Source organism: Lentzea miocenica (assembly GCF_033949945.1).
GTDB lineage: Bacteria > Actinomycetota > Actinomycetes > Mycobacteriales > Pseudonocardiaceae > Lentzea > Lentzea miocenica.
This window is the reverse complement of the sequence record NZ_JAXAVW010000015.1, coordinates 91,759-105,228: the sequence shown is the minus strand read 5'-3', so window position 1 is coordinate 105,228 and position 13,470 is coordinate 91,759. Positions and strand designations below refer to the sequence as shown.

At 69.7% G+C, this 13,470-nt stretch carries 12 protein-coding genes; 3 read left to right on the top strand and 9 right to left on the bottom strand.

Annotated elements, in window-relative coordinates:
• Positions 1 to 17 precede the first annotated feature (17 nt).
• Positions 18 to 1,520: a DNA polymerase Y family protein gene (locus tag SK803_RS19575; protein WP_319967462.1), complete on the bottom strand. Its 1,503-nt coding sequence runs from the start codon at positions 1,518 to 1,520 to the stop codon at positions 18 to 20.
• Complete coding sequence (locus SK803_RS19570) at positions 1,517 to 2,260, bottom strand: hypothetical protein (RefSeq protein WP_319967461.1); 744 nt, start codon at positions 2,258 to 2,260, stop codon at positions 1,517 to 1,519. The genes SK803_RS19575 and SK803_RS19570 overlap by 4 nt, the downstream gene beginning before the upstream one ends.
• A gap of 230 nt (positions 2,261 to 2,490) precedes the next feature.
• On the opposite strand from SK803_RS19570, the gene SK803_RS19565 reads away from it, so the two are divergent.
• Entirely contained in the window at positions 2,491 to 2,658 is a 168-nt protein-coding gene (locus SK803_RS19565) for a hypothetical protein (RefSeq protein WP_319967460.1), read from the top strand.
• Between the two features lie 34 nt (positions 2,659 to 2,692).
• On the top strand, positions 2,693 to 3,391 hold the full coding sequence (locus SK803_RS19560; protein ID WP_319967459.1) for a hypothetical protein: 699 nt from the start codon (positions 2,693 to 2,695) through the stop codon (positions 3,389 to 3,391).
• A 54-nt stretch (positions 3,392 to 3,445) separates the two neighbouring features.
• Here SK803_RS19560 and purH read toward each other — a convergent pair whose 3' ends face one another.
• From purH to SK803_RS19525, 7 genes are all read right to left on the bottom strand, one after another.
• Positions 3,446 to 5,017 (bottom strand): bifunctional phosphoribosylaminoimidazolecarboxamide formyltransferase/IMP cyclohydrolase, encoded by a 1,572-nt coding sequence (gene purH, locus SK803_RS19555; protein WP_319967458.1) that lies wholly within the window; start codon positions 5,015 to 5,017, stop codon positions 3,446 to 3,448.
• Entirely contained in the window at positions 5,014 to 5,631 is a 618-nt protein-coding gene (gene purN, locus SK803_RS19550) for a phosphoribosylglycinamide formyltransferase (protein ID WP_319967593.1), read from the bottom strand. The genes purH and purN overlap by 4 nt, the downstream gene beginning before the upstream one ends.
• A gap of 45 nt (positions 5,632 to 5,676) precedes the next feature.
• Positions 5,677 to 7,236 carry a cell division protein PerM gene (locus SK803_RS19545; RefSeq protein WP_319967457.1) on the bottom strand — a complete coding sequence of 520 codons (1,560 nt, stop codon included), beginning with the start codon at positions 7,234 to 7,236 and terminating at the stop codon, positions 5,677 to 5,679.
• 113 nt (positions 7,237 to 7,349) lie between these two features.
• Positions 7,350 to 8,069 (bottom strand): DUF5336 domain-containing protein, encoded by a 720-nt coding sequence (locus tag SK803_RS19540; protein ID WP_319967456.1) that lies wholly within the window; start codon positions 8,067 to 8,069, stop codon positions 7,350 to 7,352.
• Positions 8,070 to 8,256: 187 nt separating this feature from the next.
• Complete coding sequence (gene sucD / locus SK803_RS19535) at positions 8,257 to 9,144, bottom strand: succinate--CoA ligase subunit alpha (RefSeq protein WP_319967455.1); 888 nt, start codon at positions 9,142 to 9,144, stop codon at positions 8,257 to 8,259.
• 3 nt (positions 9,145 to 9,147) lie between these two features.
• Positions 9,148 to 10,314: an ADP-forming succinate--CoA ligase subunit beta gene (sucC, locus tag SK803_RS19530; protein ID WP_319967454.1), complete on the bottom strand. Its 1,167-nt coding sequence runs from the start codon at positions 10,312 to 10,314 to the stop codon at positions 9,148 to 9,150.
• A gap of 206 nt (positions 10,315 to 10,520) precedes the next feature.
• The gene (locus SK803_RS19525) at positions 10,521 to 12,200 is read right to left on the bottom strand and encodes a hypothetical protein (RefSeq protein WP_319967453.1); all 1,680 of its coding nucleotides are present in this window, start codon (positions 12,198 to 12,200) and stop codon (positions 10,521 to 10,523) included.
• A gap of 135 nt (positions 12,201 to 12,335) precedes the next feature.
• Here SK803_RS19525 and SK803_RS19520 point away from each other — a divergent pair, with 135 nt between their 5' ends.
• The gene (locus SK803_RS19520) at positions 12,336 to 13,316 is read left to right on the top strand and encodes an esterase/lipase family protein (RefSeq protein ID WP_319967452.1); all 981 of its coding nucleotides are present in this window, start codon (positions 12,336 to 12,338) and stop codon (positions 13,314 to 13,316) included.
• Positions 13,317 to 13,470: the final 154 nt, after the last annotated feature.

The following is a 13,470-nucleotide window of genomic DNA, read 5'->3' as shown; positions in this document are numbered from 1 at the left end:
CCAGTAGTCGTCTTGCATCAGTCGTACACCCCTTCCAGAAACCACCTCTGGTCCCTGCGGATCAGCAGGAACGCCTGGTCGTTCGTCTGCACCTGGATGCGCGCGGCCCGGTGCGGATCCGGCGCCCACCACCGTTCGTCGACCGGCCACGGACCGGCCCACGCGGTGATCTCCTGCGCTTTCCCCTTGACGGTCAGCTTCTTCGGCTGCGCGGTGAGTTCGAGGCGGCCGGTCACCCCGACCTCGTCGCCCTGCTCGTCCTTCAACTCGGCGGGGTCGTCGGCGAGCGTCGCCGGTGCCCTGGTGAGCCGGCCGGGCCACGGGTGGTCCGGGTTCTGAGTCGGGACGCGCTCGTCACCCCACGGCACGAGCCTGACCTGCTCTTTCGGGCCTCTGCCGCCGTCGAGCACCGGGGTGAGCACGCCGTCCGGCCCGAGCAGGCCCTGGACGTGCAGGAGAGCCCGCACCGCGCGTTCGTCGTCGTGGCCCCACAACCCGAGCTGCAGCGCGGTGCCGTTGACCACCTCGACGGGTTCGAGCGTGAGTGTCCTGATGCCGGACGTGAGGCGCTCGCGGGTGAGCCAGCCGTCGAGCTGCCAGCGCACGCGGTCCGCGATTCCCCGTGGTGTCAACGGTTCCGCGGCCCGCCAGACCCGCTGCAGTTCCTCGTCGTTCTCGGTGCGCGCGTGAATCCCGAGCCGCGTGCAGGCGAGACTTCTGGCGGCGAGGTTCTCGTGCAGCCGTTCCGAGAGGATCTTCGCGGCGAACGCGGCCGAGTCGATGCGGTCGACCGGTTCGTCGAAGGTCTCCGACACGGCGAGTTCCGGCGCGGGCCGGCGCTTGTCGAGCGGACGTTCCGGCAGCCCGCGCGCCAGCCGGTGCTGTTTCGTGGCCGGTCCGCCGAACCTCGACGCGACAGCGTTCTCCGGCACCGCCGCGAACGCGCCGAGCGTCTTCAAACCCAGTCTGCGCAACAGGTCGACCAGTTCGGGGGCGTCGAGTTCGTGCACGCCCAACGGTTCGAGGAACTTCGCGGTCTCGTTCGGCGGCACGATCACGCCGCGGTGCGCGGCTTTCGTGGCGGCGAAGAGACTGTCGGCCACGCCCACCTGGGCTTCCGTGTTCGTGCGCGCGGCGATGTGGTCGACGATGCGTTCGGCTGCCTGCTCAGCGGACTTGAAGTACCCGACCGGCCCCCGCGCCGGCACCGCGACCAGACCGGGCTGCACGACCTCGATACCGGGCGCGATCTCCTCCACGGCCTCCGCGACCGGCTCGAAGAACCTGGCATCGCGCTGCGGATCGTGGTCGAAGGTGATCAGCTCCGGGCACATCGACTCGGCCATCCGCTTGCGCATCGCCCGGCGAATCCCCTCGGCGCGCGCCACGGCCGAGGTGGACACGATCTCGTTGCCGTCGACGACCGCCACCGGCACGTGCTGACCGGTGCCGGTGGCGGTGCAGGCGGCGACGACGGGCCAGTCCGGGCACCAGACCACGAGAAGACGGGGATCCTTCACGCAGGACGCCCTCTGGGTGTAGCCCGCTTGGCGGCCAGCTCGTCGCCCCGGTCCGGACCGGCATCAGCCGGCTCGTCGGACCCGGGCGGTTCACCGGTCACCAGCGGGAGTTCGATCTCGTTCTCGCCGAACGTCAACAGCACCTGCCGCGGCTTGCCCGCCGAGCCGCGACCGTTGCTGCGCACGCTGATCTCCTGGCGCCGCAACGTTTCCGCGCCGTCGTCGAGCGGGTTCCAGCGCACGGACTCCGCGGTCAGCTCCACGTCGGGCGAGGGCCAGGAGCCGAAGGCGATGAGGACAGCGCGGCGCTGGCGGGCGCGAGCGGTCAGCCGGCGCGCCAGTGAGGGAGGTAGTGGGCAGGCGACGGCCACCAGGTCCAGGCCGTCCAGCAGGGCCGCGATCACCGGGCCTGGATCGGAGCCGGGGTGTGGGACGAGTGCCAGCCGCTGCACCGAGACCCCGAGTTCGGCCGCGGCCAGCACCCCCACCTGTGGCAGGCCGACCACGGCTGCCCAGCAGCCGTCCGCGGTCGCACCCGCCAGCAGAGCGAGCAGCAACGATGTCGATCCGCCCACCGACACCGTGCTGCCTCGCCGCAAGCCGCCCCACGGCAGCAGGCCCGCCAGTTCCCCGCGAACTGGCAGAACCCGCCCCGTGGTGTGGTCGGTGGTGGTGCTGGTCAGCTCGCTGGCCGGGTTCACCCCGAGCGCGGCCAACGACGCCGTTGCCGACCTGGTCACTCCACCCACCTCCCCGTCTCGGGCCGTGCGCACCCCTGTGCACGGCCGCCGCGGGAAGTTCGGCGACTTGCTTATTCGAACTCTTGTTCGAACGAACGAGATGATCGTAGCGCGCGTGCGCACCCCTGTGTCAATGCCAGAGCGTCACCCTTTTGGTGGACAAGCCCACACGGGTCCGGAGGGTCCTCTACGGTGGCCGGATCGCCATGAGGTCTGCAGGGAACCATCAGGTGAGCGCACCGGAAACAGCGCGCGGCACGGGCAGGGCGCCGATGTTGACGATCGTGGGAATCGTCCTCGTACCCGGCGGCATGACGGTCGGCGCCGTCCACCTGATGGCCCAACGCGACGACGTTGTGGCACAGCGCAACCGGACGTGCCCGGTCTCCAGGCGATGAGCCGCGCAATTCTCGACGAAGTACTGGGGAAGCCATGAACCAACCACCACCACACGGCTGGCACCAGCAGCCGCCCGCACCCGGATGGCCGCAGCAGCCGCCACCCCACCCGAACTGGCCGCAGCCGCCGAAGAAGAACAAGGCACCGCTCGTCGTCGGGATCATCGCCGGTGTGCTGGTGCTCGGCGCCGCTGTGACGTTCGGGTTCCTGTACCTGGGCGCGAACTCCGACGGCGGCAGCCCCAGACGTGGCGGCACGATGCCCGGCGTGTGCGCGGACGTGGACCAGGCGGCGCTGGCCAAGGCCCACACCACGAACGGCAATCCCGCGATGTCGCGGGAGCGGAAGCTCGCCGATCACACGCAGACGTCGTGCGCGTGGGACCAGACCAAGGGCGAGGACGGTTCCGGGCTGCGCAACACCGACGCCTACTTCGTCGTGGGCGACGCGGGCCGCGAGTACGAGCGGCGCGTGTCGCAGTCGAAGCAGAACAACCAGGGCACGATCAGCGAACGGCCACTCGAGGGGCTCGGTGACGAGGCCACGGCGGTGCTGGTGGACGGCAAGTCGGCCTTCCTGCAGGTCGACGTCATCGTGCGCAAGGGCGACACCGTGGTCGAGGTCGAGTACACCGGCTGGGACGCGGGGATGTTCGGCAACGAGCGGCCGGACGTCACGGAGTTCGAGGCCGCGGCACGAGGTGTCGCCGAGGCGTTGCTCGCGCAAGCATGAAGAGGCCGCTACCCCACTGACCTGGAGGGGTAGCGGCCTCTGCTTCTGATGAAATCAGTGAGCGAAGTGGCGCGTACCGGTCAGGTACAGCGTGATGCCCGCTTCCTCGGCCTTCGCGATCACCTCGGGGTCGCGCACCGAACCACCGGGCTGCACGACCGCGCGCACGCCGGCCTCCAGCAGCACCTCGAGGCCGTCCGGGAACGGGAAGAAGGCGTCCGACGCACCGACCGCGCCCTTGGCCCGCTCACCCGCGCGCTTCACCGCGAGGTGCGACGAGTCGACCCGGTTGACCTGGCCCATGCCGACGCCGACGGTCGCACCGTCGTTCGCCAGCAGGATCGCGTTCGACTTCACCGCACGGATGGCACGCCACGCGAACTCGAGGTCCGCCAGCGTCTTCTCGTCCGCGGGCTTGCCGGCCGCCAAAGTCCAGTTCGCCGGCGAGTCACCGGACGCGTCGATGGCGTCGCGCTGCTGCAACAGCAGGCCACCGGACACCGGACGCATCTCGGCGCCACCGCGAGCAGGCGGCTCGGCCACCAGGATGCGCACGTTCTTCTTGCGCTGCAACACCTCCACCGCACCGTCCGCATAGGACGGAGCGATGACGACCTCGGTGAAGATCTCCGAGACGAACTCGGCCATCTCGATGGTGACCTCGCGGTTCGCCGCGATGATGCCGCCGAACGCGCTGACCGGGTCGCACTCGTGCGCCTTGCGGTGCGCGTCCGCGATGCTCAGCTCGGACACCGCGATGCCGCACGGGTTCGCGTGCTTGATGATCGCGACGCAAGGCAGCTCGTGGTCCCACGCGGCACGCCACGCGGCATCGCCGTCGAGGTAGTTGTTGTACGACATCTCCTTGCCGTGCAACTGCTTCGCCGACGCCAGGCCCACACGGCCGTCGCCCTGCGTGTAGATCGCGGCGCTCTGGTGCGGGTTCTCGCCGTAGCGCAGCACGTTCGACCGGTTCCAGGTCGCGCCGACCCAGCCGGGGAAGCCGGAACCCTCGTCGTCCGGCGCCAGGGCGTTGCCCATCCACGAGGCCACAGCCACGTCGTAGGAAGCGGTGTGGCGGAACGCGTCCGCGGCCAGGCGCTGACGGTCGGCCAGGGTGAAGCCGCCCTCACGGACGTTCTCCAGCACCCACTCGTAACGCGACGGGTCGACGACGACCGCGACGTTCGCGTGGTTCTTCGCCGACGCGCGCACCATCGCGGGGCCGCCGATGTCGATCTGCTCGACGCACTCGTCGGCGTCGGCACCGGACGCGACGGTCTGCGTGAACGGGTACAGGTTCACGACCAGCAGGTCGAACGGCGCGATGTCCATCTCGCGCAGCTGCTGGACGTGCGAGTCCTTGCGCAGGTCAGCCAGAAGCCCCGCGTGCACGCGCGGGTGCAGCGTCTTGACGCGGCCGTCGAGGCACTCGGGGAACCCGGTCACCTGCTCGACCGGCGTCACCGGGACGCCCGCGTCGGCCAGCACCTTCGCGGTGCCGCCGGTGGACACGATCTCGACTCCGGCCGCGTGCAGGCCGGTGGCCAGTTCCAGCAGGCCGGCCTTGTCGGAGACCCCGATCAGGGCCCGGCGGACCGGTCGCCTCTCGGCAGGAGTGCTCACGGAATGCTCACCTTTCGTCCGTTCACGGTGCAGCCCTCACGGGCGAGCCGGCCGACTGTCTCGACGAGCAGCCGGCGTTCGACGACCTTGATGCGTTCGTGCAGGGTCTCTTCGGTGTCGTCGGGTTCGACGACAACGGCCTCCTGCGCGAGGATCGGCCCCGTGTCGACGCCCGCGTCGACCAGGTGCACCGTCGATCCGGTGACGTGCACGCCGTAGTCCAGCGCGTCACGCACCCCGTGCGCGCCGGCGAACGCGGGCAGCAGCGCGGGATGGGTGTTGATCATCCGGCCGCCGAAGCGCGCCAGGAACGCCGGACCGATGATCTTCATGAAGCCGGCGGACACCACGAGGTCGGGCTCGAACGACGCCACCGCCTCGGTCAGCGCGACGTCCCAGGCGGCTCGGTCCGCGTGGTCGCGCAGCTTCACGGCGAAGTGCGGCACTCCGGCGCGTTCGGCGCGCTTGAGGCCCTCGATGTTCTCGCGGTCGGCGCCGACGGCGACCACCTCGATCGGGAGGTCGGCGTCCAGCAACGCCTGCATGAGGGTTCCGGAACCGGACACGAGTACGACGACGCGCGCCGGGGTGGGAAGCCGAAGTTCGGTGCTCAGCGTCTACTCCTGGTCGTTGCAGCAGCTCAGGAGCAGCCTATGACGTCACCGTCCGGCCTTGCCGTCCAGGTCCTCCTCGGACTCCATGCCGAGCATCTCGTCGAACTCCGCGTCGAAGTCTTCCTCTTCTTCGCGGTCCTCTTCCCGGTCCGGCTTCGCGTCCTCTTCTTCTTCGTCCTCAACGTCTTCGTCGTCGAGGTTTTCCTCGTCGACAACGTCCTCGGGCTCTTCGGGGTCGTCCTCGTCGTACTCGTCTTCGTCGTAGTAGTCGTCGTCCTCGAGGTCTTCCTCGACCTGGAACTCGTCTTCGTCCACGACCTCGAGCTGCTCGAACTGGTCGGTGAGCTCGTCGTCCTCGAACACGACGTCGGGGTCGGCGACCTCCTCGTCGTAGTCCGGCTCGACGAACTCGGCGTCATCGGCCGCCACGGCCTTCGTGCGGGAGCCGGCGAGCCAGGCCACCAGCGCACCCGGCACCAGCACCCACAGCGCCACCATCAGCGCGAGCAGGCCGGCGGGCACCGTCACGGGGTCGAACGCGCCGGACGCCAGCCGTCCACCGGCCGTCGCGGCGAGCACCAGGCTGCCCACGGCCGCGGTGACCGCGGCGACCAGCACCGCGCGGATCCGCGAGGTGGGCCGTTCGGAGACCTTGCGGCAGGTCCAGCCGACGAACACGCCGATCAGCGCCGCGCCCACCAGCACCACCGGGCTCCACACGAACGAGTTCTCCGGCATCGCCGCCAGCAGCGGCACCGAGGGCACCGGACCTCCGACGAACCGCATCGGCGTGACCTCGACCCCGCCCAGCGAGAACCCGGCACCGACGACGTACGAGAACCCGGCGATGATCGCGTTCGGCAGGTAGCCGAGGCACAGCAGGAACACGCCGAGCCCGACGCCGACCGACGGACCGGCACCCGCGAACAGCTCGCTGGTCCTCGGCCACGAGGCCGCCAGCCCGGCCGCCAACGCCAGCGCACCCACGCTGACCAGCGCGAACAACGCCATGAACCCGGCGCGCAGACCGTGCAGCGCCACCGGATCGAGCTTGTCGAACACCACCTCGACCAGGCCGCAGCGGCGGGCGACGCCAATCGTGGCCGCAAGACCGGACACGGCGGCACAGCCGAAGAACGCGACGGCCGGTGTGGCACGCACGACGCCGTCGCCCATCACCAACGCGATCGCGCCGCCGACGACGGCGTGCGACCCCGCGATGCTCAGCACGACACCGCGCGCCTGAAGTGGTTCGTAGAGACCGAGCCGGTCAGCGGTACCCGCGGCGGTGCGGCCGACCAGCAGCATCAGCAACGCGGTGGGCAGCAGCGGCAGCACGCCGAGCTGGCCCGCGTCGAAGCGCAACGGCACGTGGTGCGCGGCCAGCCAGGCGGGCGCGGCCGCGCTGAGCACTCCGGACGTGGAGAAGTCGGCGTACGTGGCGGTCGCGGAGACCAGCGCGAGAACGGCGGCCACCGCCGCGTAGCTGACGACCACCGACCCGGCAGCGGCCGCGACGAGCACGCGCATCCGTTCCGAACGCGAGAACTCCGGCGGGCGCACGGTGGTGACCTCGCGGGTCACATCGCGTTGCAGCACGGGCACTTCTCCACTGTGTCAGGCCGGCTGAGCCATTCGGGTCAGGCACGCCGGGCTACACGACAGGGGTGGCGCCGGAGAACACCGGCACCACCCCTGAAGTCGAACGGTGTGCGGACTTACTGCTGCGGTCCGCCGAAGCCACCGGGCGGCGTGCCCGGCGAGCCGAACTGGCCGGGCTGCGGCATGAAGCTGGTCTGCTGCGGCGGCTGACCCGGCTGTGCGGGCTGCTGCGGCTGCTGACCGAACTGCTGCTGCTGACCGAATCCCGGCTGCTGCGGAGCCTGCTGCTGCTGGGGCGCGCCGTGCTGGCCGTGCTGCGGGTGCTGGCCCTGCTGCGGGAAGGCGCCGGACTGCGGGTTCCAGCCACCGGGCTGGCCCTGGGGCTGACCCGCGTACGGGTTCGCCGGCTTCGGCTCGAACTTCACGATGCCCTCGGCGAGCAGGAAGGCGAGCACGACCGCCGCCGTCTCCAGCAGCGCGACGATGAGCAGCACGATGTCGAGGCCCTGCACGGACGGCGACTTGATGATGCCCTGCAGCTGGAGCAGCGTCTGCACGGCAGCCAGGACCGCGGCGACTGGGACGAAGCCCTTCGGGATGCTCGGCAGCACGGAAAGACCGGCGAGCAGACCCGCGGCGAGCAGGTAGGTGACGTTGCCGCTGACGTCGTCGGCGAACGCCACGAGGTATGCGACGAAGCCGAGACCGGCCGCGACCAGCGGGAGGATGAGTCCCAGGTTGATGTTGTTGGCGCCGGGAGCGCCAGGGGCCTGAGGTGCCTGGTGCTGTGCCGGACCCGGCGGCTGCTGTTGGGGTGCGCCGTAAGGCACGGACATGTCTAGGTCTCCTCCAACCGAGTGATTCTCAAAACGCTAGCCGACTCACGCACTGAGACGATGACCGGATCAAGCCGGTTCCGCCATCCGAGCGAGGGCCGACCCCGAAACTACTCCGCTCAAGAACGCACGCGGGGACCTTTCGTACTCTCGAAAGGTACGAAAGGTCCCCGCGTGCGGTTCAGGCTCAGAGAGCCTTCATGATCTCGCGCATCAGGTCGGCCGTCTCGGACGGCGTCTTGCCGACCTTGACGCCGGCGGCCTCGAGGGCCTCCTTCTTCGCCTGCGCGGTGCCCGCCGAGCCGGAGACGATGGCACCGGCGTGGCCCATGGTCTTGCCCTCGGGAGCGGTGAAGCCCGCGACGTAGCCGACGACCGGCTTGGTCACGTTCTCCTTGATGTACGCGGCCGCGCGCTCCTCGGCGTCGCCGCCGATCTCACCGATCATCACGATCGCGACGGTCTCGTCGTCGGCCTGGAAGGCCTCGAGGGCGTCGATGTGCGTGGTGCCGATGATCGGGTCGCCACCGATGCCGATCGCGGTGGAGAAACCGAAGTCCCGCAGCTCGTGCATCATCTGGTAGGTCAGCGTGCCGGACTTCGACACCAGACCGATCTTGCCGCTGCCCGCGATGTTCGCGGGGATGATGCCGGCGTTCGACTTGCCGGGGCTGATGATGCCGGGGCAGTTCGGGCCGATGATGCGGGTCTTGTTGCCGGTCGCGACGGCGTGCGCCCAGAAGTAGGCGGTGTCGTGCACCGGGATGCCCTCGGTGATGACGACGGCCAGCTCGATCTCGGCGTCGATCGCCTCGACCACGGCGGCCTTCGAGAAGGCCGGCGGCACGAAGATCACGGTCACGTTCGCGCCGGTGGCCTCCATGGCCTCCTTGACGGTGCCGAAGACCGGGAGGACGGTGCCGTCGAAGTCGACCTTCTCGCCCGCCTTGCGCGGGTTCACGCCACCGACGATGTTCGTGCCGGACGCGAGCATGCGCTTGGTGTGCTTGGTGCCCTCGGCACCGGTCATGCCCTGGACGATGACCTTGCTGTTCTCGTTGAGGAAGATAGCCATCGTTCAGACCCCCGCAGCCGCGAGCTCGGCGGCCTTGGCGGCCGCGTTGTCCATCGTGTCGACAACGGTCACCAGCGGGTGGTTGGCCTCGGCGAGAATCGCGCGGCCCTCCTCCACGTTGTTGCCGTCGAGGCGGACGACGAGCGGCTTGGTGGCCGAGTCGCCGAGGATCTCCAGCGCCTTCACGATGCCGTTGGCGACCGCGTCACACGCGGTGATGCCACCGAAGACGTTGACGAACACCGAGCGGACGGCCTCGTCGCCGAGGATCACGTCCAGGCCGTTCGCCATCACCTCGGCGGACGCGCCGCCGCCGATGTCGAGGAAGTTCGCGGGCTTCACGCCGTACTGCTCACCGGCGTACGCCACGACGTCCAGAGTGGACATCACGAGACCGGCGCCGTTGCCGATGATGCCGACCTCGCCGTCGAGCTTGACGTAGTTGAGGCCCTTCTCCTTGGCCTTGGCCTCGAGAGGGTTCTCCGCGGCCTTGTCGACCAGCTCAGCGTGGGCGGGGTGGCGGAAGTCCGCGTTCTCGTCCAGCGTGACCTTGCCGTCGAGGGCGACGATCTTGCCCTGCGGGTCGCGGACCAGCGGGTTCACCTCGACCAGCGTGGCGTCCTCGGAGACGAAGGTCTCCCAGAGCTTCACGATGGTGTCGACGACCTGGTCCTTGACCTCGGCCGGGAAGTTCGCCGCGTCGGCGATCTCCGTGGCCTTGGCCACGTCGACACCCTTGATGGCGTCGATGGCGATCTTCGCGAGGGCCTCGGGCTTGGTCGCGGCGACCTCCTCGATGTCCATGCCGCCCTCAACGCTCGCCATGGCGAGGAAGGTGCGGTTGGCACGGTCGAGCAGGAAGGAGAAGTAGTACTCCTCCGCGATGTCGGAGGCGGGCGTCACCAGAACGCGGTGAACGATGTGCCCCTTGATGTCCAGGCCGAGGATGGCCTTGGCCTTCTCCTCGGTCTCCTCGGCGGTGGAAGCGAGCTTCACACCACCGGCCTTGCCGCGGCCGCCGGTCTTGACCTGGGCCTTGACGACAACGGCCTGGCCGAACTTCGCGGCGATGGCCTTGGCGTCTTCGGGGTTGGTAGCCACATCGCCCGGCAGTACCGGGACGCCGTGGGCGGCGAAGAGGTCCTTCGCCTGGTACTCGTACAGGTCCACTCGGGTCTCCTGCGACGTCGGTGTCGGAACACCGCGCCTGGGTGGTCCTCAAGGGGCCAAGCGAACCCACTTGACGCGGCTGGGCCCAGACACTATCGAGCTGCACGTACTGCTCGCACGCCACACCTGGTGAGGTCGGTCTCAACGGCGGTGAGGTCGATCACGCGTGCGCGCGTATAGAGGAGAACACGTGTGAAGTAACACTTTCACCGCGTTGCCCGAGCTCCCATCAATCCCGCCGCGACCAACAACGCCGCACATGCCGCCAGCGCGAGCCACGTGCCCGGCGCGGCGACGGCGCCCTCCACCTTGTCTCCCGTCAACGGCAGCTCCAGTGCGCGCACGCCGAGCAACAACACAGCGCCCGCGAGGATCCCGGCACCGCGAGCGGGGCGCGAGCGAAGTGCGACCACCAGGCCGATGATCAGGAAGAGCAGAGAGCTGAGCAACGCCCACGAGACCGCGGGATCAGCGTCCGGCAGCAGCGTCGGCGCCGTGTAGTTGTCACCGCGCACGGTCGGCAACGCGAAGGCGCCCGCCGCGAAGAGCCCGGCCAGCAGCACCGCACCCAGCTCGGCCATCGGCAGCTCCTGCTTCCTGCCGACGTCGGCGTTCTCCCGCTCGACGGCACCGGCGAGGCCCGCGCAGGTCAGCGCGAGCAGGCCGAGGGGGAACTCGACGATCATCAGCCAGAAGCCGGCACCCGGCTGCGCGATGCCGGCCTGGCTGGCGGCCAGGACCGGCTGGGTCGCGCCCGCCGCGGCGAGCTGCATCGCGAGGTAGCCGAACAACAGGGCGGGACGCACCGCCGTGGCGATGGACGGCACGAGCAACGCGAGCCCGAGCAGGCCGAACGCGATCCCGGCCGGCCAGAGGAGGTTCGCCGACGCCAGCTCCGGTGCCTCGCCACCGGTGGTGAGGACGAGCTGCGGAACGGCCGCGCCGACGAGCATGAAGACCGCGGCGAACACGCTGAGAAGACCTGCCGCCACGTGCATGCGGCGAATCGACGGCAACGCCAGGTCGTACGTCTCGTCGCGCTTGCCCAGCAGCAGCCGCACCAACCGGGCCTGCAGGGGCAAGGTGGGCAACGCGAGCGCGGCGAGCAACGCGAGGACCGGGCCCGCGGTGATGGTCAGCCCGGACACCACGGTGCCCGCCACCAGCGGCGGCAGCACCACGGCGAGCAGGGCGAGCGACACACCGAGCACCCCGCCCTGGCGGGTGTCCGGGTCGGGAGAGCTGGCCGCGAGCGCGGTGGCGAGCGGCGCGGCGAGCGCGACCAGCAGGCCTCCGGTCAGGCCGATCACCGGCAGGTCCCACGGACCGCGGTCGAGCTGGAACGGGTCCGCCGAGGTGAACGGCTTGCCCAGCAGCCCGATCGTCGCCCAGGCAGCGATGATCACGTGCAGGGCCACCAGGCCAGGGGGCTCCGACGCGTCCGCGGGCATGCCGGCGCGACCGGCGGCGAGCAGCCCGCCCGCGATCACCAGCACGTGCCCGACGAGCAGCAGCCACACACCCGCCGACGGGGTGACCGCGATGAGCGTGGCCGGCCGGAACAGCTCGGGCCGCGCCACCGCCATCGCGTCGACCACGATCTGGAAGTCGCTGAGCAGGCGGCCGAAGGCGAAGACGCCCACCGCGGCGATCAGTCCCGCCGCCACGAACGGCCTGCCGCGCATCAGCAGCACACCGGCGACGGCCGGCGGCAACAGCGCGAGGAGGGCGAGCAGCGGCCACGACGTGAAGGCGGGTTCCGCCCCGTCGACGACGCCGAGCAGCGGGCCTGCCGCGAGGAGGAGGGAGCCTGCGGCGGCGAGCGCCCACGAGGTGCGCAGCCGGGCGGCGGCCGGGGTCTGGTTCTCGAGCTCGGTTCGAGTCATCGCGGGCGAACCTAGCAAGTGAGAGGTGAGGTCCTGTTTCACGTCCTATGACCTAGTGAGACGAAATTCGTTCGCATGTGGAAAACATCCGCCGGGTACTCCTAGCCGGTGACTTCATCACTTACCGTCGCTCATATGAGCGACGACGGCCGGTCGTGGATGACGCGTCTGACTGACGCCGTTCTCGATCGCGCCGACTGGGGGGTGCACACCGCGCGAGATGTCGCCGAAGAGGTCAAGGTCGCGCTGCGCGCCATGGCCACGCCCGGCGGGATGCGCGGTGTCGCGATGGAAGCGGCCTGGCTGACGGCGCACGCGGTGCTTTACCCGTGGGGCGCGATCACCGAACAGCTGCGCCAGGACGGCCAGTTCCGGCACTACCGCACCGACGGCCTGCCGCCCCGCCAGCGCGGCCTGATGGTTTCGGCGATGGACGCGGCGGGCACCCCGATCGTGTTGGTGCATGGCATCGGGGACAACCGCTCCGCCTTCGCGGTGCTGTCGGGGGCGCTGCGAAGGCGGGGCTTCGGGGTGGTCCATGCCATCAACTACAGCGTGCTGACGGCGTTGACCGGTGACGTCCGCCGCTCGGCCGCCCTGCTCGGCGCCCACATCGAGCGGATCTGCGAACAGACCGGTGCGGATCAGGTGCATGTCGTCGGCCATTCACTCGGCGGGCTCATCGCCAGGTACTACGTACAACGACTGCACGGCGACTCACGCGTTCGCACACTCGTAACACTGGGAACGCCACATCGCGGCACGCTCGCCGCCTATCTGCTGCCGACCCCGCTGACCAAGCAGTTGCGCCCCGGCTCCGAGCTTCTCGAGGAGCTCGCCGAGCCCTGCCGGTCGTGCCGCACGCGCTTCGTCGTCGTCTGGTCGGAGATGGATCAGATCATCGTGCCGCAGCGCAACGCCCGACTGGAGCACTCGTCGTTGCTCGTCGAAGAACATCAGATACGTGATTCAGGTCACCTTTCCCTGCCGGTTGACACGAGGACTCTTCACGTAGTTGTGACTGCCATCACCCGATCGGATGACTCCTTGGGTCACCCCATCGCCCCTGGCGGCGAGGCGTGTCGGCCGCCCGAAGTGACCGACGGTCACAGTTGACAGTTGAAACCTGCTGGTTGCCGCCCGTTAGGACGACATAACGAACTGGGGTTTGCCCTCCGAGCCTTCCCGCCGTTACTGTCCCCCGGTCCGTTGTCACGGTCTGGTCACAGAAGGACACCGAGTCAGAACCCCGAAATCTGACTCACCGGGA